The organism is Frankia sp. ACN1ag (assembly GCF_001414035.1).
Taxonomy (GTDB): domain Bacteria; phylum Actinomycetota; class Actinomycetes; order Frankiales; family Frankiaceae; genus Frankia; species Frankia torreyi.
Genome location: NZ_LJPA01000002.1, coordinates 79460 through 98944, shown reverse-complemented (window position 1 = coordinate 98944; position 19485 = coordinate 79460). Strand labels below are relative to the sequence as shown.

Below are 19485 nucleotides of genomic sequence, written 5' to 3'. Positions count from 1 at the left end.
GGCATCAGGTCCGATCTGGGGCTCGTGACCCCGCGCGACCTCGTCGTCGACGACAACACCCGCATTCCGCGACTCTCCTCTTCCGCAGCTTCTGGCCGCAGCTTCTGGCCTCGGCCAGCGATTCTGCGGCACGACCCGGGTCTTGCCGCAAGCCCCCCAGTGTGCTATAGATTAAAAATGGAGGAGAGTGAGTACTGCCTCTCCTAGGTGCGCGTCGGTCAGGTGCGGAGCTGGTCTCGCAGATAGGCCCGGCCGGCGGCCGCGCCGAGCACGACGGTCCACACCGCCAGGGTCACCAGGCCGCGCCCGCCGATCCAGCCGCCGGCGAGCACCGCCCGCCCGGCCTGCGCCGACCAGTACATGGGCAGCAGCTTCACGACGTCGGCGAGCCAGCCCGGGAAGTTCTCCACGGGCACCCAGATCCCGCCGGCCAGCGCCAGCAGGCTGAACACCCCACCGGTGATCGCCTGCATGTTCTCGGGGCGCACGAGGTAGCCGAGCCAGATCGCGAACGCCGCGAGCGGCACCAGGCCGAGCAGGATCGACGCGCCCGCGCCGAGGTACGTCCCGGCCGACAGCCGGACGCCGCGCATCGCGTCGCCGGCCACGAACACCGCGACGATCGGCAGCACGGCCAGGGTGAAGCCGGTGGTCGCCTTGGCCAGCACGTACTGCGGCCCGGTCAGGGCGGTCAGCCGTAGCTGCCGGTTCCAGCCGATGGACCGCTCGGTCGCGATCCGCCCGGCGCTGCCGAGGACGGCGTTCATCGCCCCGAACGACGCCATGCTGATCATGATGTAGGGGGCGACGTCGAGGTCGCCGAGGCGGTCGCCCTCGCTCCCGGCACTGAACGCGCCGAACAGGATGATCGGCAGAAGCAGGGTGAAGATCAGCAGTCGGGTGTTGCGCCAGACCCGGGTGATCTCGGATCGGACGTAGCGGACGTAGGTCAGCACCGCGTCCGCGGTGCCGTTGCCGCCGGCCCGGGTGCCGCCGGTCAGGGGGCCGGCGAAGGTGGCGGCCGTGGTGGTGGTGGCGGCCGTGGGGTCTGCCGCCATGGGGCTGCCCGCCGTGGTGGAGGCGGTTGCGGGGTTGCCGGTCACCGGGTGATCTCCTGTCGGGCGCTGGGGTCGGTGGCGTCGTCGGTGGTCAGCGCCACGAAGGCGTCTTCCAGGCCGGCGCCGACGACCTCGATGTCCTCGGCGGCCGGGTGGGCGGCGAGCAGCGCACGCAGGGCCGCGTCGCTGTCGGGGCAGGTGAGCGTGACCGCGTCGCCGCGGCCCTCGACCCGGGCCACCCCCGGCAGCCGGCCGAGCCCGGCGAGCCCGGCCGCGTCCAACCCGCGCAGCGTGGCCCGGATCGTCCGGNCGCCGACGAGCGCCTTGACCTCCGTGGTCGGGCCGTCGGCGATGACCCGGCCGCGGCGCAGCAGGACGATCCGGTCGGCGAAGGCGTCGGCCTCCTCCAGGTAATGGGTGGCGAACAGCACGGTCCGCCCGCCGGCCGCCCAGGCCCGCATCGATGCCCAGAACGCCCGGCGGCTCGCCACGTCCATCGCGGCCGTCGGCTCGTCGAGGACGATCAGGTCGGGGTCGGGGAGCAGGGCCAGGGCGAAGCGGACCCGCTGGCGCTGCCCGCCGGAGAGCCGGTCGGTGCGGGTGTCGGCGAGATCGCCGACCCCGGCGCGGGCCAGCACCTCCCGGGTCGGCAGCGCGCGGGGGTACAGGGCGCGCACGGCCGCCAGCATCTTCCCCACGGTGATCTCCGGCAGCAGCCCGCCGTTCTGCAGCATCGCGCCGACCAGCCCGGCGGTGCACGCCTGGCGGGGGGAGCGGCCGAACAGCCGGACCTCGCCGGAGTCGGGGCGGGTCAGGCCCAGCAGCATGTCGATCGTCGTCGACTTGCCGGCGCCGTTCGGGCCCAGCAGGGCGACCACCTCGCCCGGGGCCACGACCAGATCGACGCCGTCGACGGCCCGCACGCCGCCGTACCGCTTGCGTAGGCCGGCGAGATGCACGCTGTGTGGCGGCGCGCCAGGCGGCGGTGGGTTCCTCGTCATGGATCAAGGATCCCCGCCGCGCGCCGACGGTCCCAGTCATGACCGTCACCGCTCCCGCATGACAACAGTCATGGTGCCGCCGGCCGCCGATCTCGATTCTTGACACTTGCTGTGATCTACCTAACATGTAGAACTACGTGTTCTAGGTAATCCTCCCCGGATCCGCGGCTGCGTCTGGAGTCGACATGAGCACTGCCTCCCTTTCCGGGCCGGGACCGAACGGCCCGGTGCCCGTGTCGAGTCCGCCGCTCGCCGGACTGCGGGTGATCGACCTGTCGACGACGATGCCGGGGGCGCTGGCGACGCAGTTCCTGGCCGACGCCGGCGCCGACGTCGTCGGGGTCGAGCCGCCGGGGGGCAGCCCGCTGCGCCGCTCGCCGGCCTGGCCGGCTGTCGGCGGCGGCCGGCGCAGCGTCGTCGTGGACCTGCACCATCCGGCCGACCGGGACGTGCTCGACGGGCTGCTCGCCGGTGCCGACGTCGTGGTGACCACGCTGCGCCCAAGGACCGCCCGCCGCCTCGGCCTCGGCCCCGACGACCTCGCCCGGCACAGTCCGCGCCTGGTCAGCGTGGCGATCACGGGCTGGGGTTCGGCCGGACCCTGGGCGGACCTGAAGGGCTACGAGGCCCTGGTCATGGCCAAGCTCGGCATGTTCCACGCCAAGCGGCGGCTGGTCTCCCGGCCCGGCCCGGCATACAGCTCGGTCGCCTTCGCCACCTGGGGCGCCGCCCACACCGCCGTGCAGGGGATCGTGGCCGCGCTGGTCGAGCGGGAGTCGAGCGGGCGCGGCCAGCACGTGGAGGCCGACCTGGTCCGCGGCGTCAGCATGATCGACACCTGGAGCTGGTTCGAGCACCTCGTCGCGGTGCGCTTTCCCGACGCCTACCGGACCGTCGATGCCACCACCCCGGCGGGCGACCCGGTCAGCGCGCTGGTCTACCCGCTGCTCGTGGCGCCCACCAGGGACGGTCACTGGTTGCAGTTCGCCCAGGTCGAGCCCCGCCTGTTCGCGGCGATGCTGGCGGAGTTCGGCCTCACGCCGCTGCTCGCCGACCCGAAGTGGGCGGGACTACCCGTCCTGGAGACCCAGGAGTTACGCACCGAGCTCTGGGAGATCATGATCCGCAAGGTCGGGGAGCGCACCCTCGCGGATTGGCAGCAGGTCTTCGCGACCAACCCGGACATCAACGCCGAGGTGTTCACCGTCGGCTCGGGCGTGCTGGACCATCCGCAGATCCGTCATGACGGCCGCGTCGTCGTCCTCGACACCGCCGAGCACGGCCCGGTCCGCCGCCCCACCACCCTCGTGCACGTCGACGGCGCCCCGCTGACGCCGCCGCGCCCCGCCCCCCGGCTGGACGAGCACGGCGCCGACCTGCGCGCCGAGGCCGCCGCCCGCTCCGCCGGCCCGCCTGCCGCTGACCCGCCTGCGGCCGTCCCGGCTGCCGATCCCGCCGTGTCGGCGCCGGTCGGTCCGCCGCTGGCCGGCGTCACCATCCTGGAGTTCGGGCTGATGTTCGCGGCCCCGTTCGGCACGACCATGCTGGCCGACCTCGGCGCCCGCGTGATCAAGGTCGAGACGCTGGCGGGCGACACCATCCGCCGGATCCTGCCCTTCCCGGAGCTCGGCGCGGTGCGGGTCATGCAGGGCAAGGAGAGCATCGCCCTCGATCTCGGCACCGACGAGGGCCGGTGCATCGTGCACGAGCTGGCCCGCCGCAGCGACGTGGTGCTGCAGGCGTTCCGCGCCGGCGCCGCCGCGCGGGCCGGCGTCGACGCGGCCACGCTGCGGGCGGTCAACCCGGACCTGATCTACGTCAACGCGCCGGGATACGGCACCGACGGCCCCTGCGGGGACAGGCCCGCCTACGCGCCGTCGATCGGCGCGGCCACCGGAATCGCGCTGACCGAGGCGCCGAGCGCGGCGAACGCCACCTCGCTCGCGGAGATCAAGTCCGCCTCCGTGCGGATCAGGTCGGCCGCGGCGGTGACCAGCTTGCAGGCCGACGGGCTCGCCGCGCTCGGCGTGGCCTCGGCGATCTCGCTCGGCCTGTTGGCCCGCACCCGTGGCCACCCCCTCGGCCCGATGACCGTCACCATGATCGCGACGGGCATGCACGCGCTGCTGGAGCAGGTCGTCGAGTACGCGGGCCGGCCGGCGCGGCCCGTCGTCGACGAGGGTGGTCACGGCCTGACCGCGCTCTACCGGATGTACCCGGCCGCGCGGGGCTGGGTGTTCCTCGCCTCGCCCACACCGCGGGAGTGGGCGGCGCTCGTCGCCACCCTCGCGGCGGATCCGGCCGTAGAGCTGGCCGCCGACCCCCTTGCCGTCGACCCCCTTGCCGCTGACCCTCGGTTCGCCACGGCCGCCGCCCGCGCCGAGCACGATCACGAGCTGGCCGTCGAACTCGGCCGGATCTTCGCCACCCGCCCCGCCGCCGAGTGGGAACAGCGGCTGACTGCCGCCGACGTGGGCTGCGTCGAGGTCACCGAGATGGACGCGGAGCTGCAGCTGCAGACCGACCCGGCGCTCGCCGCCGAGTACGCCTCGCCGGCCGTGAGCCCCATCTTCGACGACCACCTGCGTATGGGCCCACCGGTGCGCTTTTCCCGGTCGGCCACCCGCAGCCCGGGCGGCTGCCTGGCAGGCGAGCACACCGAGGCCATCCTGCGCGAGCTCGGCTACGGCGACGAGGAGATCAAGGACCTGCGGGCCCGTGCCGTCATCGGCTGACCCTCCGACCGAGGGACGACCAGGCCCCGGAGACAGCAGACCAATCTTGCTGAGGGCGCCACAGCCGCTGGTGGGACGTGGGCGAGTCGTACATCACGTTGTCGCTCATCAATCCTTCTCCGTCTTTCGTCGAGGCCAACGCGTTCAGCCGGCCCGCAGCGGGCCGAGCAGCGCCTGGACGTCCTCCAGCACGCGCAGCGTGTCGTTGAGATGGGTGCAGGTCGACGTCCCGAGGAAGGTCCGGCGTACGAACGGGCGCAGCCCGGCCAGCGGCATCCCGGCGAGCCGGGTGGCGCTCGCGGCGGCGGCCGGGCACTCGACGAACGGCAGCGCGCGGGGCGTGGCCTCGCAGCTCAGGAACGTCGACGTGGCCGTGTCGACCTCGGCGGTCACGGTGTACTCGTGGATGACGGTCGCCACGCCCTCGGGCAGGACGTAGGAGTCCCGGAACAGGGCGTCCACGTGGGCGCGGGCGGCGGAGCCGTCGAGACGGACGTCGACCCGGCGCGCCCGGCGCATGCCGCGCGGGGGCAGCGGCGGCGTGTCGTGCCAGGCCAGCGGGTCACCGGGGCGTTCGAGCGACGGGGCGACCGGACCGGTCACTACGGGTGAGCGGCCGAACGCCTCGACCTCGTTCATGATCGTCCCGCCCGTGGCGAAACCCGCGCACAGGTCCGTGACGTACCGGTAGTCGCCCTGGCGCATCGGCGGGATCGCCGGGGTGCCGGTCTCCCGCGCGTCCTGCGCGGCCGCGCTGTAGGCGTGGCCGGAGACGAGCGCCGCGCCGGGCAGGTCGTCCAGCAGCAGGTAGAGCAGGTCCTCCTCGGCGGCCACGGCCGGGTCGGCCTCGTCGAGCCGGGCGCGGAAGCCCGCGGCGACCGAGTATCCGATCAGCCCGGCCAGCGCCGGGCGCGCCGGGTCGCTGGTGATCTGCCGTAGCTCCCGCCCGGCGGTGAAGTCCACCACGGCGTGCACCATCGCCTCACCCAGCACCTCGGCGCCCGCGGCAGTGCCGCCCGCGCCGTCGCTGCCCGGTCGGGCGTCGGCGGTGCGCAGGTCGCGGCCCCGCGCGACGAGGTGCAGCGGGCCGCCGAACCCCTCGGGGCGCAGCATGTCGATCGTGGTGGTGCGGCGGACCGAGCCGGCCACGCGGGCGGGCGTGCCGCTGGTCGGTTCGTGGATGCCGTGTCGCGGATGCAGGATCCGCAGGGGAACTGTCGTCATCGGCGGCTGCACCTCCCTCTCGATGTGCGTTCCCGAGTCCCGACGAGACCCGCCCGCCGGATGATCCGCCGGGCCCGCCGCGTCCCGGCTGGTGGCCGTGCCCGGGGCTATCCAAATGAAAACGTCTTTTTCGGAGAGTTGTTCCCGTCGGCCCGGCTGTCAACCGGGTGCCGAACCCGGGACGGAGTCCGTCGCACGGGAGCCGTGGGTGGTGGCGGGCTCAGCTCACGCCGGTGGCGGGCCGACCGGTGGACGCGCCGAGGGCGCGGAAGACGAAGTCGGCGACCCGGTCCGCCGTCTCGGTGGGGCGCTCGACCGGCGGGCACAGGAGCTGGCGGTCCAGGGCCCGGCCGAGCACCGCCTGGATCTGCTCGGCGTCGGCCCGCGCATCCGCCCAGGGAAAGGAGCCGTCCTCGACGCCCCGGCGCAGGATCGCCGCGAGGGCCGCCTCCTGGTCGGTCTGGAACCGTTCCCGCTCCGCGGCGAAACCGCGGGCCCGGCGGGTCTCCTCGGAGCTCAGGATCAGCGCGCGGCGCCGGCGGGGTTCCGCGGACATCAGGTGCAGCACGCCGTCGATCCAGCGGCGCAACGCCTCGCGGGCGGTCGTGGCCGTGGCGATCGACGCGGTCAGCTCGGCGGTGACGCGCTCGCAGTCGCGGCGGAACAGCGCCAGCAGCAGGCTGTCCTTGGACGCGAAGTGGCGGTAGAAGGCGCGGGTCGACAGGCCCGCCGCGTGCAGGATGTCGGTGATCGACACGGAGACCCCGCCGCTCGCGAGCAGGCACCGGTACGCGGCGTCCATGATCAGTTCTCGCTCGTCGTCCTGGTCGTCCGGGACCGCCACCGCGCCACCTCCTCGCCGTCGCCCTCGTCGCGTCCAGTCGCGGGTCATGCCCCTCCCGGCCCCACCGCCTCCCGGAAGACCTGGACGATCACCCTACCGACCGTCGGGCCGCCCGCCCGGGTCCGACCCCACCTCCCGGCCGGGGGCCGTCGCGCGGGTCGGGCGCCCGTTTGCCAGGGTGGACGAATGGACCTGCGCATCTTCATCGAGCCCCAACAGGGCGCCTCCTACGAGCAGCAGCTCGCCGTGGCGAGGGCGGCCGAGGACGCCGGCTTCGACGGATTCTTCCGTTCCGACCACTACCTGCGGATGGGGCCGGGCGATCCGTCGCCGGGGCCCTCGGACTCCTGGGTGACGCTGGCGGCCCTGGCCCGCGAGACCTCGCGGATCCGGCTGGGCACGCTCGTCACCTCGGCGACCTTCCGGTTGCCCGGGCCGCTGGCCATCGCCGTCGCGCAGGTGGACGCGATGAGCGGCGGTCGCGTGGAGCTGGGCCTCGGCGCCGGCTGGTTCGAGGCGGAACACACCGACTACGGCATCCCGTTCCCCCCGGTCGAGGAGCGGTTCGACCGGCTGACCGAGCAGCTCGCGATCATCACCGGGCTGTGGGGAACCCCGCCCGGCGAGACGTTCTCCCACGACGGCCGGTACTACCAGCTCGCCGACAGCCCGGCGTTGCCGAAGCCGGTACAGCGGCCCCGGCCGCCGATCATCATCGGGGGAGCCGGGCCGCGGCGCACCCCGCAGCTCGCCGCCACCTACGCGGCCGAGTTCAACGCCGCCTTCGCCCCCGCCGAGGTGGTCGGGCAGCGGTTCGCCCGGGTCCGGGAGGTGGCCGCGGCGGCCGGCCGCGATCCGGCGGACCTCGTCTACTCCACCGCGAACGTCGTCGTCTGCGCGAAGTCGGACGCGGAACTCGCCCGGCGGGCCGAGCGCATCGGCCGCGAGGTCGACGAGCTGCGCACCAACGGCTTCGCCGGCACCCCCGAGGAGATCCTGGCCAGGCTCGCGACCTTCGGCCCCGACGGCGCCGGGGCGAGCCGGATCTACCTGCAGGTCCTCGACCTGGCGGACCTCGACCACCTCGACCTGATCGCCGCCGAGGTGCTCCCGCACGTCTGAGCGGGCGGGTGGCGGCTGCCGGGCCCCTCACCTGGACCGGCGAGCCTCAGCCTCTCCTGGCGAGCTGGCGGCTCTCGACGGCCGTCTCGGCCGCCGCCGGCTCGGCGAGCAACCCCCCCAGGGCCGCCGCGACCCGCTCCGAGATGATCGAGGCCAGGCCGTGCCGGGACCAGACGGCGAGCGGCAGGGACGCGGGCTTCGGCAGGTCGTCGCGGGCGATGAGCCCCTCGGGCGTCTGCCCCAGGGTGGCCATCAGGGCGACTCCGAGACCGGCCCCCACGGCCGCCTGGACGCCGGCGAGCTGGATCGCCTCAGCGCCGATCACCGCGGGGATCGCATGCGACGACAGGGCCTCCAACGCGCAGGTGCGCAGCGCGCAGGGATGGTCGAAGGCGACCACGGGCATCGGCTGCGTCGCCGCCGGCCGTCGCCACAGGGGCGAGGAGTACCAGGTCAGCTCCAGGTCGCCGACCGTGGTCGCGCGGGGATCGGTGGCCGGGCCGAGCAGCAGCGCCAGATCGATCCGCCCCGCCTCGAGCCCCTCGCGAAGGTTGGTGCCGCGGTCGATGCGGAAGCGGATGCGGTAGCGGGGCAACGACTGCTCCAGCGCCGCGGCGAGGAAGGGCAGCAGTTGCGCCGCGGCATGCTCCGTCGAGCCGATCACGACGGTCTCCTCGGTCTCCATGCCGAAGCCGTGCAGCGTCTCGTCGTGGATGGCGAGGATCCGGCGGGCCTGGCGGAGCAGGTGCTCGCCGTCGGGGGTCAGTCGGGAGCCGCGTCCCTGGCGTTCGACGAGCACGCGCCCGGTGGCGGACTCGAGCCGGCGCACGTGCTGGCTCACCGCCGCCTGGCTGAGGTGCAGCGACGTCGCGGCCCGCTGGAATCCGCCACACTCCGCGACAGCGACGAAGCTGCGCAGCGGGGCGATGTCCAGTATCCGTCGCATGTCGGTCAGGGTACTGGACATTCATAACCGAACGCGATTGATCGCCATAACGAAGCGTCGTTGGACATCCGGCCGCCGGACCAGCATGCTCATCCCCATGACCCAGTCGACGGCCGTGATGCTCACGTGTTGTCGTTGGCTGGATCTTGCCCGTGGCCAGGCAGCACTCTGTCGCTGACCTGATCGGTCGCTGCGCCGCCGCAGCCAAAGCCGTCGCCCGTTCCGGCGACGCTATGTAGCTATCTCCTTCTTTTTTCGCGTACTTCGGCGCGCCCCGTAGTCCAGCGCGTCCCGTGGTCCAGCGCGTCATTGTGCCGTGTCCGGAACCGGATTCGGTCCGCCGGACGACGCCGTCGTCGTGCGCGCTTCGCCCCCAGACCGGGAAGGTTCCACCATGCCTGTTCGCACGCTCAAACTGGGCGCCGTCCTCATCGGCGTCGGCGGTCCGGGGCAGCACAACACGTGGCTGAACCCCGAGATCCCGGGCGACGCCAGCGTGGATGTCCGCTGGTACATCGCCCGCGCCCAGGAGGCGGAGGCGGCAAGGTTCGATCACGTCTTCATCGTCGACAGCCAGTTCATCACCGCGGACTCGCCGAACCACTACCTCAGCCGGCTCGAGCCGTTGACGCTACTGTCCGCGATCGCCGTTCACACCCACCACATCGGCCTGGTCGGAACGATCACGACGTCCTACAACGAGCCCTTCAACGTCGCCCGCCGCCTCGCCTCGCTCGATCACATCAGCGGCGGCCGGGCCGGCTGGAACGTCGTCACCAGTGGCGACTCCGGAACGGCGGGCAACTACAGCCGCGACGAACACTTCGACTATCCGACCCGATACGGACGAGCGATCGAACACGTGCGAGTCGCGCAGGGGCTGTGGGATTCCTACGAGGCAGACGCCTTCCCCCGCGACAAAGAGCGGGGAGTGTTCTTCGATCGTAGCCGTCAGCATGCGCTCAATCACGCCGGCGAATACTTCTCCGTGGTCGGACCACTGAACCTGGAGCGCACTCCCCAGGGTCAGCCGGTCATCTTCCAGGCGGGCGACTCGGAGGAGGGCCGTGATCTCGGCGCGACTATCGCCGACGCAATCTTCACGCACTCGCAGACGCTCGAGCAGGCGCAGGCATTCCGGACCGAGCTGCGGGCTCGGGCGGCCGCCAAGGGCCGCGACCCGGAGAACCTGCTCATCGTTCCGGGGATTTCCCCGATCATCGCCGACACCGATGAGCAGGCCCGCGCCAAGGAGGACGCGATCCTCGGCGAGGGAAGCTTCGACCGGGCCCTGGCCGAGCTCGGCCGGCCCTTCGGCTGGCACGACTTCTCGCAGTACGACCTGGACGCGCCGTTCCCCGAGGTCGGAGATGTCGCCGAGCGCAGCTTCCGCACCCACGCGGAGGCGATCACGAAGCTGGCGCGGGACAATAGCCTGACGCTTCGCCAGGTGGTCGAGCACCAGTTGCGGGCGCGCCGCTCGCCGTTCGTCGGCTCGCCCCTGACCGTCGCGAACGAGATCGAGCGGTGGTTCACCGCCGGCGGCTTCGACGGCGTCAACATCACCGTGAACGCGCCGAGCGAGTTCGCGCGCTTCACCGACCAGGTCCTGCCGATCCTGCGTGAGCGGGGCGTCGTGCGCAGCGAATACGAGTCGACCACCCTGCGCGGCAATCTCGGCCTGCCGATTCCGGAGAACAGATACACGGCGGCCCGCCGCCAGGCGCAGTCCGCCGGCGACGCGCAGTCCGCCGGCGACGCGCAGTCCGCCGGCGAGGTGGAGGTCGCCGGCGAGGTGGAGGCCGACAGTGCGCCTCCGGCGCTCGTCTCCTGAGCCGCCGCACATTCCCGTCGAAATCCGAACACAGCACGAACCCGAACAGAGAAAGAAGACGATGACCTCCGAGCGACACCTGCCATCCGCCCGCCGTACGAGACGCGGCGCCGTCCTCGGGGCCCTGCTGGCCCTCGCGGCCCTCGTTCTCAGCGCCTGCGGTTCCGGTTCCGGTGCCGGTGCCGCCGCCGCCGNCGGCGGCGGCGGCGGAGGCGGCAAGACTGCCACCCTGAAGTGGGCCTCCTCCTTCTTCCCGGCGCACTGGGATCCGGTGGTCGGGGGCAGCGGTGCCCAGTTCCGCATCCTCGCTCTGCCGTATGCCGCGCTGACGAGGACGGACGCGAAGGGCGACGCGGTCCCGGATCTGGCGCAGAGCTGGACCTACAACAGCGCCGGCGACGAGATCACGTTCCACCTGCGCCCGAAGCTGACCTTCAGCGACGGCACTCCGGTGAATGCCGCGGCGGTCAAGAACGCCATCGACCGGGCCAAGTCGCAGAAGAACTCGGCGCTGTTCGGCGACCTCACCTCGATCAAGTCGGTCACCACCAGCGGCGACCTGGACGTGGTCGTCCACCTCACCCAGGTCGATCACCAGATCCCGCTGCTGCTCGGTGAGCGCGTGCTGCAGATCGCGAGTCCCAAAGCCGCGGCGGATCCGGCGAAGCTCGACCAGAATCCGGTCGGCGCCGGACCGTTCGTCGTCACGCAGTTGATTCCGGGCACGAAGGTCCTGCTGAAGAAGAACCCGAACTACTGGGACGCCAAGAACATCCACATCGACAACGTGGAGCTGGTTTCGGCGCCCGACGTGTCGACGGTCGTCTCCGGCCTGCAGACGGGCGTCTACAACTTCGCCGACCTCGCCCCGAGCCAGGCGAAGGCCGCCAAGGCGGCCGGCCTCGACGTCTTCGTGCAGCCGGGCTTCAACGCCTCGAACATCAGCCTGAACATCAACAAGGAGCCGTTCAACAACCCCAAGGTCGTCGACGCGGTTCGCTACGCCACCAACCGGCAGGAGTTCGTCGACAAGCTCACCTTCGGGTACGGCAAGCCGACCAACCAGCCCTTCCCGCCCGGGTACATCGCCTACGACGAGAAGTCGGCGAACCTGTACCCCTACGACCCGGCGAAGGCGAAGCAGCTGCTCGAGCAGGCCGGCTTCAAGCCGGGCCAGATCAAGCTGGACCTGGTCATCTCGAAGGAGGACCCGGCGGCGGAGATCGTGCAGTCGCAGCTCGCGGCGGTCGGGATCACCATCACCATCAAGATCAACAAGAACTGGGCGACGCCCTTCTTCGCCAAGGATCTGACGCTCTCGCTGTACGGCACGACCGGGCGTGACTCGGCCGCTCAGACGCTCACGGCGCACTTCGGGCCGGACGGCCCGTTGAACCTCAGCTCGCCCTACGAGCCGGACGGCTTCGAGGCCGCGATCGCCAAGGTCCGCCAGACGCCGCTGGACGCGCCGGACTACCCGCAGATCCTGCAGGCGGCCACCCGCGTGGGCCTGCAGAGCAAGGCGCTCGTCTTCACCTACTCCAGCCCGAACCTGTTCGTCAAGAACAAGGCGATCTCCGCGCTGCCCGCCAACCCGGCCCACATCGACTGGACCGGCGTGACCATCGGCAACTGATCTCGCCGATCCACGCATCTCGCCGATCATCCACGCACGCCCATCAGGCCTGAAGAGAGGAGGCAACCCATGGCGGTGAGCACGGCTGACCACGCGGCCGTTGCCGACCCGGGCGTCGCGCTCGCCGCCGCCAGGGCGCGGCGGGCCGCCGGCCGCGTCCTGGTCACCCTCGCCCGCTCGGTCGCGATCTTCGTCCCGGTCTTCCTGGTGGCGACCTTCCTGACCTTCGCCCTGCGGGCGCTCAGCGGCCTGAGCCCCGCCAGCATCCAGCTCGGGGAGAGCGCCACCCCGGACGCGGTCGCCCGCATCGAGCACCAGTGGGGCCTGGACCGCCCGTTCCTCGCCCAGTACTGGAGCTGGTTCACCGACATCCTGCACGGCCAGCTCGGCGCGAGCTGGTCCAACGGCACGAACATCGCCGAGCTGATCAGCAACGGCCTGGCCATCAGCCTGTCGGTGGTGACGCTGGCACTGATCATCGGCGTGGTCTTCGGCTTCGGGCTCGGCACCCTGGCGGCGGTGCGCCGCACGACCTGGATCGACCGGGCGATCACGGGCTTCCTGACGGTCTTCTCGGTGATGCCGCCCTTCGTGGTCGGCATCGTCCTGGTGACCGTCTTCGCCGTCGGGCTCGGCTGGCTGCCGGCCGCGGGCTACGTGCCGGCGAGCGTGGGGACGTGGCCGTGGTTCACCCACATCCTGCTGCCGGCGCTGGCGCTCAGCCTCGACCCGATGGCCGACGTCGCCCGCCAGTTGCGCTCCGGTCTCATCGCGTCCTATCAGGAGAACTACGTGACCGGCGCGATCGTGCGCGGGCTCAGCCCGCGGCGGATCTTCTTCCGGCACGTGCTGCGCAACGGGGTGGGGCCGGCCCTGAGCGTGCTGGGCTGGCGGTTCCCCACGCTCATCGGCGGCTCCGTGGTCACCGAGTGGATCTTCGGGCTGCAGGGCTTCGGCCGGTTCGCCAACGACTCCGCACAGGCCGGGGACGTACCGGCGGTCCAGGGCGTGCTCGTCGTCTCGATCGTGCTGGTCGTCACCTTCAACCTGATCGTCAACATCGTCCTGGGCCGGGTCACCCCGGCCTCGCAGCGGGGGGTGTGACATGGTCCGTCGCGTCCTGGCGCTGCCGACCGGCCGGCTCGCCGTCGGCATTCTGTCCCTGATCGTCCTGCTGGCGATCCTCGGCCCGACCCTGGCTCCCCACAACCCGCTGGGGACGAGTGCACTGACCCTGACCGGCCCCTCCTGGGAGCACTGGCTCGGGACGGACTACCTCGGCCGGGACGTCTTCAGCCGGCTGCTCGCCGGGTCACGCACCAGCGTGCTCGGCTCAGTCGAGGTCGCGCTGATCGCGCTGACCGTCGGCGTCGTCCCGGGCATCCTGTCGGTGTACTTCGGCCGGGTGTTCGAGTGGCTCACGCTGCGGATCGCCGACACGCTCATCGCGCTGCCGTTCCTCATCTACGCCGTGGCCGTCACCGCGCTGCTCGGCAACGGGATTCCGCAGGCGATGTTCACCGTCGGCGTGCTCGTCTCCCCGCTGTTCTACCGGGTCGCGCGGGCGGCGACGCTGGCGGTCGCCCGCTCGCAGTACGTCGAGGCGGCGCTGATCTCCGGCGCGTCGATCGGCTGGATCGCGCGCCGGCACGTGTGGGGGAAGGTGCTGCCGCCCGTCGCGGTGGCGCTGGCCCAGACGATCGGCGTCGGCTTCGTCGTCGTCTCCAGCCTGAGTTTCCTCGGCATCGGGGTGCAGCCGCCGGCGCCGACCTGGGGTGGCCTGCTCGCCTCCGACCTCGGCTACCTGTCCTACCAGCCGTGGGCCCCGGCTGTCCCCGCCCTGCTGATCATGGCGACGGTGTGGGGCAGCAACCTGCTGGCCGACGCGATCCGTGACGTGTCCGGGGAGGCGGGCCGCGCGCTGCTGCACAGCCGCCGGGCGCGCGCCCGCCGCCTCGACCCAGCCGAACCGATTCCCGCCGGAGGCGTCGCCCCATGACGAGAACCCGTTCCAATGCCACGGTCACCGCCACGGTGCCCGCGGCGCGTCCGGCGGACCCTCCCGCCGCGCACTCGCCCGCAGTGGACGTGCCTGCCGTGGACCCACCGGCCGTGGGCTCGGGGGATCCGCCGGCCGCCCAGGCCGCCGTGCTGGCGGTCCGCGACGTGCGGATCCGCGACGACGTCAACGACCGCGAGATCGTGCACGGCGTCTCGTTCGAACTCAGGCCCGGCCGGGCCGTCGGCATCGTGGGGGAGTCGGGCAGCGGCAAGACGCTGACCTGCCGCGCGATCCTCGGCATCCTGCCGGCGCACTTCGCCGTGGCCGGTGGGTCGATCGAGATCGCCGGGCGCGACATCGCCCGGCTGACGACCCCGCAGTGGACGGACCTGCGCGGATCGACGATCAGCGCGGTGTTCCAGGACCCCGCCTCCTACCTCAACCCGTCCCTCAAGGTGGGAGTGCAGATCGCGGAGGTCATCCAGGTCAAGTCCGGGCTGCGGCGGCGCGACGCGCGTCGCCGCGCGCTCGAGCTGCTGACCGCGGTGCACCTGCGCGACCCCGAGCTCGTCTACGACCAGTACACCTACGAGCTGTCCGGCGGGATGCTCCAGCGCGTCCTCATCGCCACCGCGATCGCCGCCGACCCGCAGGTGCTCATCGCCGACGAGGCGACCACCGCCCTGGACGTGACCGTGCAGGCCGAGATCCTCGACCTGCTCGCCGACCTGCGGGAGCGCCGCGGCCTCGCGCTCGTCGTCGTGTCCCACGACCTCGCCGTCGTCGCGCAGGTCTGCGACGAGGTGCTGGTGATGCGCGCGGGCGAGGTCGTCGAGCACGGGGCGACCGCGGACGTGCTCTACCACCCGCGCCACGAGTACACCCGCCTGCTGATCGCCGAACACGAGCAGTACGGCCTGGACCGCTACCTGGCCGACACCGACACCGACACCGGCGCCGGCGGCGGCGGCGAGCAGCGGAAGGAGCTGGACGGTGTCCGCTGACGGCCGGCCGGTCCTGGAAGTCGCCGATCTCGAGGTCCATTACGGACTGCGGCGGCGCCGGCGTCGGGTGCTGCAGGGTGTCTCGCTGTCGGTGGCCTGCGGCGAGACCGTGGGCGTGATCGGCGAGACCGGCTCGGGCAAGTCGACCTTCGCCCGTGCGGTGCTCGGCCTGGTGCGGGCCTCCGGCGGCCGGATCCTCATCGACGGCGAGGACGTGTCCCGGTACTCCCCCCGGCAGTGGCGCGCGCTGCGTCGCCGCGGCGTCGTCCAGTACGTGTTCCAGGATCCGCTGCGCAGCCTCGATCCCGACCTGCCCATCGAGGAGTCCCTCATCGAGCCGTTGCTCGTCCAGGGCGTGGGCCGCAAGGAGGCGATCGAGCGCGGGCGCGCCTACCTCGCGCGCGTCCGCCTGGACAGCGAGCTGTTCGGCCGCCTGCCCGGGGAGCTCTCCGGCGGCCAGCGCCAGCGCGTCGCGGTGGCCCGCGCCCTGGTCACCGAGCCCGCGCTGATCATCCTGGACGAGCCGGTGAGCGCCCTGGACTCCGCCAACCGGGTCGGAATCCTGGAGATCCTCAAGGAACTACGCGACGCCGGCGTCGCACTGATCTTCATCTCGCACGACCTCGGCTCCGTCGCCGGCGTCGCCGACCGCGTCGCGGTGCTCTACCAGGGCGAGTTCGTCGAGGTGGGGGACGCCCGCGCGGTCATCAGCGCCCCCCGACACCCCTACGCCCGGCTGCTCGTCGGTTCGGCGCCGACGCTGCGCTCCGCCGCCGCCAGCCGGGCCGAGCGCGACGCGCTGCGCGCCCTGCTGCACGCCTGACCCCGGTCCGGCCTGACCCCTGACCAGGCCGGACGTCATCCGTCAGAAGGGAACCCGACATGGCCCGCACGCTCCATCTCGCCCTGAGCGCCTACGGCGTCGGCGGCCCCGGCCAGCACGGCCTGTGGAAGGACCCGCGCGTCCCGAACAACGCCAGCGTCGACATCAACTACTACATCCGCCAGGCGCAGACCGCCGAGCAGGCGCTGTTCGACGCGTACTTCATCGTCGACAGCCAGTTCATCAACGCCGGCTACCCGGCGCACTACCTCAGCCGGCTCGAACCGCTGACGCTGCTGTCGGCGGTCGCGACCCACACCCGCCACATCGGCCTGATCGGCACGGCGAGTTCGACGTACAACTCGCCGTTCAACCTCGCCCGCCGGTTCGCCTCGCTGGATCACATCAGCGGCGGGCGCGCCGGCTGGAACGTCGTGACCAGCTTCGACACCGGCACCTCGCGTAACTACGGGCTCGACGAGCACCTCGACTACGGCACCCGCTACGGCCGGGCGCTCGAGGCGGTCGAGGTCGTGCGCGGGTTGTGGGACTCCTACGAGCCCGATGCCTTCCCCGCTGACGTCGAACGCAACCTCTTCCTCGACCCGACGAAGCTGCACGCCCTCGATCACGTCGGCGAGCACTTCAAGGTCGCCGGGCCGCTCAACCTCGACCGGTCGCCGCAGGGCCAGCCGGTCATCTTCCAGGCGGGCGTCTCCGAGGAGGGCCGCACCCTGGCCGCCCACGTCGCGGAGGGCATCTACGCCCCCGGGGGGTCGCTCGCGGAATCGCAGGACTACTACGCCGACATCAAGCGGCGGGCCGCGGCGCTCGGGCGCGATCCCGACCACGTCGTCATCCTCGTCGGCGCCAGCCCCGTCGTCGCCGCCACCGACGCCGACGCGCACCGGCTGTCCCGCGACATCTTCGAGGCCGACAACGACTTCGACCGCAAGCTCGGCTTCCTCGGCCGCAGCTTCGGGGCCTACGACTTCAGCGGGCACGACCTCGACGCGCCGTTCCCCGACCTCGCGCACCTGGCCGAGAAGGGCGGGCGCACCCGCGGTCTGGAGATCGTCCGGCACGCCCGGGAGGAGGGGCTCACCCTGCGGCAGGTCGTCGAGACGGTCACCGAGTACGCGCCGTCGCCGTTCACCGGCGCGCCGGACACCGTCGTCGACGCGATCGAGCAGTGGTTCACCACCGGCGCGGCCGACGGGCTGAACCTCCGCTTCCGCACCCACGACGACCTCGAGCGCTTCGTCGCCGACGTCGTCCCGTCGCTGCAGAAGCGCGGCCTGTTCCGCACCGAGTACACCGGCGACACGCTGCGGGACAACCTCGGCCTGCCGATCCCGGTCAACCGCTACGCGCGCGAGCGCGAGACCGCGGCCGCACAGGCCTGAGGAGGACCACCATGACGGAGTATTCGGCGGACCAGGCTCCCGCGGGCCTGGCCGACTCGGACCTGGCCTACTCGGCCACGGGTGGGCGCGACGTCCACACCGTGCACTTCCCCACCGCCACGCCGCCGACCGAGGTCGACGTGCTGATCGTCGGCGCCGGCCCGGTGGGCCTGTCGGCGGCCGTGGAGCTCACCGCCCGGGGGGTGCGGGTCGCCGTCGTCGACCGCGCCCGCACCGCGACGCTGGTCCGGGCCGGCGCGATGGGCCACAGCCCGCGCACGGTGGAGCACTTCCGCCGCTGGGGGCTGCTGCAACGGATCCGCGACGAGTGGACCTTCCCGCCGGAGTGGAACCAGGGCATCCGGCTGGTCACCTCGCTCGTCGGTCACGAGCTCCTCGCCCCCCGCCGCCCGTCCTTCGCGGGTTCGGCCGGCGGTGGCCACTCGGCCGCGGAGGCGCTGCGCCGTCCGCAGAGCGCGCTGCAGCGGGTCTTCCTCGACCACCTCGACCGGCGCGGCGTCGGGGTGGCCGGCGGCTGGCGGCTGGTGGCGCTGCGGGAGAGCGTCGACCGGATCGAGGCCGACGTGCTCCCCGAGGATGGTGAGTCCGGCGCGCGGCGCACCATCCGGGCGCGCTACCTGCTCGGCGCGGACGGTGGCAGCAGCACCGTCCGCCGGCTCGCCGGCATCGAACGCGACGGCGCCCACGCCACCGAGAAGCGGCTGCGGCTCATCGTGCGCACGCAGGACATCTCCGACCGGGTCGGCCCGGCGCCCAGCGGTACCAACATCGTGTTCAACCAGCGGGCCGCCGGCTTCCTCGCCGCGGTGAGCACCCGCGAGTGGCGCGTGTACGCCGGGCCGTACCCGCTCGACCACACCCCCACCGAGGCGGAACTGCTCGACTCCGCCCGGGCCGCCTTCGGGTTCGATCTCGACCTGGAACTGGTCTCGTCGACGACCTTCTACGACGCCACCCGGATCGCGCGGACGTTCCGCCGCGGGCGGGTGCTGCTGGCCGGCGACGCCGCGCACGTGCGCACCCCCGGCGGCAACCTCGGCGAGGGCTTCGGCGATGTGGTCAACCTCGGCTGGAAGCTCGCCGCCGTGCTCGCCGGTCAGGCCCCCGAGGAGCTGCTGGACTCCTACGACCAGGAGCGCCGCCGGCACAACTGGCGGATCGCCGAGCACGCGCTGGAGCGTTCGCGGCACTCGCACGCACTGCTGGCGGAACTGCGCCGGCTCGGCATCCCCGACGACGCCGACGACAGCCCGCAGGCCGAGGCGCGCCGCGCCGAGATCCGCGCCCGGATCAGCCAGGGCGCTCTCGGCGCGCCCGGCGTGACCTTCGACGAGCGCTACGACGCGTCGTCGGCGATCTGGTACGAGGACGGCCAGCTCGACGCCGAACCACCGTGGCGTGCGGACGTCTACCAGGACGACCCGCGGCCGGGACACCGCGCACCGGACGGCTTCGTCGACCCCTACGGCGGCACCCTCTACGACCGCATCGGCAACGGCTTCGCGCTGCTCGTGCTGTCCGCGGACCGGGAGGTGGAACGGGCCCTCGTCGCCGAGGCGCTCGTCCGATCGCTGCCGTTCACGGTCGTCCACCTCACCGACCCGGCGGTGCGCGCGCTGTACGGCGCCGACAACGTGCTGGTCCGCCCCGACCAGCACGTGGCCTGGCGCGGCGCCGAGCTTCCCACCGCCGGCGCCGGCGCCGTCCTCGACCTCGTCCTCGGTGCCGGCCAGGTGATCGGTGCCGGCCAGGTGATCGGCGTCGAGCAGGTCGTCGGCGTCGAACAGGTCGCCGTCCCTGCCGGCGCGACCGCATCCGCTCGATCCTGA

At 72.5% G+C, this 19485-nt stretch carries 15 protein-coding genes and 1 pseudogene; 10 read left to right on the top strand and 6 right to left on the bottom strand.

Features of this window, described 5'->3' with window-relative positions; translation table 11 throughout:
* Window positions 1-218 precede the first annotated feature (218 nt).
* The 3 genes and pseudogenes from UK82_RS01885 to UK82_RS01880 form a co-directional block, all read right to left on the bottom strand.
* Window positions 219-1103 carry an ABC transporter permease gene (locus UK82_RS01885; RefSeq protein WP_083507011.1) on the bottom strand — a complete coding sequence of 295 codons (885 nt, stop codon included), beginning with the start codon at window positions 1101-1103 and terminating at the stop codon, window positions 219-221.
* Window positions 1100-1367: pseudogene (locus UK82_RS42220) on the bottom strand (ABC transporter ATP-binding protein); the annotation flags it as partial. The gene UK82_RS01885 and the pseudogene UK82_RS42220, both read right to left, overlap by 4 nt.
* Before the next feature lies 1 nt (window position 1368).
* Window positions 1369-2059: ABC transporter ATP-binding protein (locus tag UK82_RS01880; protein ID WP_236705372.1), on the bottom strand; the 691-nt coding region annotated here is incomplete at its 3' end.
* 185 nt (window positions 2060-2244) lie between these two features.
* On the opposite strand from UK82_RS01880, the gene UK82_RS01875 reads away from it, so the two are divergent.
* Window positions 2245-4794, top strand: a complete 2550-nt coding sequence (locus UK82_RS01875; RefSeq protein ID WP_055406126.1) for a CaiB/BaiF CoA-transferase family protein — start codon at window positions 2245-2247, stop codon at window positions 4792-4794.
* 144 nt (window positions 4795-4938) lie between these two features.
* Here UK82_RS01875 and UK82_RS01870 read toward each other — a convergent pair whose 3' ends face one another.
* Together UK82_RS01870 and UK82_RS01865 are read right to left on the bottom strand one after the other, a co-directional pair.
* A complete protein-coding gene (locus UK82_RS01870) occupies window positions 4939-6018 on the bottom strand; it encodes a DUF2889 domain-containing protein (RefSeq protein WP_044884891.1) in 1080 nt (359 codons plus the stop codon).
* Between the two features lie 220 nt (window positions 6019-6238).
* The gene (locus UK82_RS01865; RefSeq protein WP_082121811.1) at window positions 6239-6862 is read right to left on the bottom strand and encodes a TetR/AcrR family transcriptional regulator; all 624 of its coding nucleotides are present in this window, start codon (window positions 6860-6862) and stop codon (window positions 6239-6241) included.
* 186 nt (window positions 6863-7048) lie between these two features.
* On the opposite strand from UK82_RS01865, the gene UK82_RS01860 reads away from it, so the two are divergent.
* Complete coding sequence (locus tag UK82_RS01860) at window positions 7049-7984, top strand: LLM class F420-dependent oxidoreductase (RefSeq protein WP_044884808.1); 936 nt, start codon at window positions 7049-7051, stop codon at window positions 7982-7984.
* Window positions 7985-8030: 46 nt separating this feature from the next.
* On the opposite strand, the gene UK82_RS01855 is transcribed toward UK82_RS01860, so the two are convergent.
* On the bottom strand, window positions 8031-8930 hold the full coding sequence (locus UK82_RS01855) for a LysR family transcriptional regulator (protein WP_044884893.1): 900 nt from the start codon (window positions 8928-8930) through the stop codon (window positions 8031-8033).
* 394 nt (window positions 8931-9324) lie between these two features.
* Between UK82_RS01855 and UK82_RS01850 the strand changes: the two genes are divergently transcribed.
* The 8 genes from UK82_RS01850 to UK82_RS01815 all read left to right on the top strand — a co-directional run bounded on the left by UK82_RS01850 (window position 9325) and on the right by UK82_RS01815 (window position 19485).
* Window positions 9325-10764, top strand: coding sequence for an NtaA/DmoA family FMN-dependent monooxygenase (locus tag UK82_RS01850; protein WP_055406125.1), 1440 nt, complete (start codon window positions 9325-9327; stop codon window positions 10762-10764).
* A gap of 195 nt (window positions 10765-10959) precedes the next feature.
* On the top strand, window positions 10960-12400 hold a 1441-nt coding region (locus UK82_RS01845), incomplete at its 5' end, for an ABC transporter substrate-binding protein (RefSeq protein WP_396230434.1).
* 69 nt (window positions 12401-12469) lie between these two features.
* Window positions 12470-13504 (top strand): ABC transporter permease, encoded by a 1035-nt coding sequence (locus tag UK82_RS01840; protein ID WP_044884810.1) that lies wholly within the window; start codon window positions 12470-12472, stop codon window positions 13502-13504.
* A gap of 1 nt (window position 13505) precedes the next feature.
* Window positions 13506-14399: an ABC transporter permease gene (locus tag UK82_RS01835; RefSeq protein WP_044884811.1), complete on the top strand. Its 894-nt coding sequence runs from the start codon at window positions 13506-13508 to the stop codon at window positions 14397-14399.
* Window positions 14396-15406 (top strand): ABC transporter ATP-binding protein, encoded by a 1011-nt coding sequence (locus UK82_RS01830; RefSeq protein ID WP_095212130.1) that lies wholly within the window; start codon window positions 14396-14398, stop codon window positions 15404-15406. Before UK82_RS01835 ends, UK82_RS01830 begins: the two co-directional genes overlap by 4 nt.
* Entirely contained in the window at window positions 15396-16229 is an 834-nt protein-coding gene (locus UK82_RS01825; RefSeq protein ID WP_044884812.1) for an ABC transporter ATP-binding protein, read from the top strand. The genes UK82_RS01830 and UK82_RS01825 overlap by 11 nt, the downstream gene beginning before the upstream one ends.
* Before the next feature lie 59 nt (window positions 16230-16288).
* Complete coding sequence (locus UK82_RS01820; protein WP_055406123.1) at window positions 16289-17635, top strand: NtaA/DmoA family FMN-dependent monooxygenase; 1347 nt, start codon at window positions 16289-16291, stop codon at window positions 17633-17635.
* Between the two features lie 11 nt (window positions 17636-17646).
* The gene (locus tag UK82_RS01815) at window positions 17647-19485 is read left to right on the top strand and encodes an FAD-dependent oxidoreductase (RefSeq protein WP_082121813.1); all 1839 of its coding nucleotides are present in this window, start codon (window positions 17647-17649) and stop codon (window positions 19483-19485) included.

What these genes read in the sequence shown, in the direction of transcription:
- UK82_RS01875 (WP_055406126.1), top strand. Translation starts at nt 2,245, where the DNA reads ATGAGCACTGCCTCCCTTTCCGGGCCGGGACCGAACGGCCCGGTGCCC.
- UK82_RS01815 (WP_082121813.1), top strand. Translation starts at nt 17,647, where the DNA reads ATGACGGAGTATTCGGCGGACCAGGCTCCCGCGGGCCTGGCCGACTCG.
- UK82_RS01870 (WP_044884891.1), bottom strand. Translation starts at nt 6,018, where the DNA reads ATGACGACAGTTCCCCTGCGGATCCTGCATCCGCGACACGGCATCCAC.
- UK82_RS01855 (WP_044884893.1), bottom strand. Translation starts at nt 8,930, where the DNA reads ATGCGACGGATACTGGACATCGCCCCGCTGCGCAGCTTCGTCGCTGTC.
- UK82_RS01850 (WP_055406125.1), top strand. Translation starts at nt 9,325, where the DNA reads ATGCCTGTTCGCACGCTCAAACTGGGCGCCGTCCTCATCGGCGTCGGC.
- UK82_RS01840 (WP_044884810.1), top strand. Translation starts at nt 12,470, where the DNA reads ATGGCGGTGAGCACGGCTGACCACGCGGCCGTTGCCGACCCGGGCGTC.
- UK82_RS01860 (WP_044884808.1), top strand. Translation starts at nt 7,049, where the DNA reads ATGGACCTGCGCATCTTCATCGAGCCCCAACAGGGCGCCTCCTACGAG.
- UK82_RS01830 (WP_095212130.1), top strand. Translation starts at nt 14,396, where the DNA reads ATGACGAGAACCCGTTCCAATGCCACGGTCACCGCCACGGTGCCCGCG.
- UK82_RS01835 (WP_044884811.1), top strand. Translation starts at nt 13,506, where the DNA reads ATGGTCCGTCGCGTCCTGGCGCTGCCGACCGGCCGGCTCGCCGTCGGC.
- UK82_RS01820 (WP_055406123.1), top strand. Translation starts at nt 16,289, where the DNA reads ATGGCCCGCACGCTCCATCTCGCCCTGAGCGCCTACGGCGTCGGCGGC.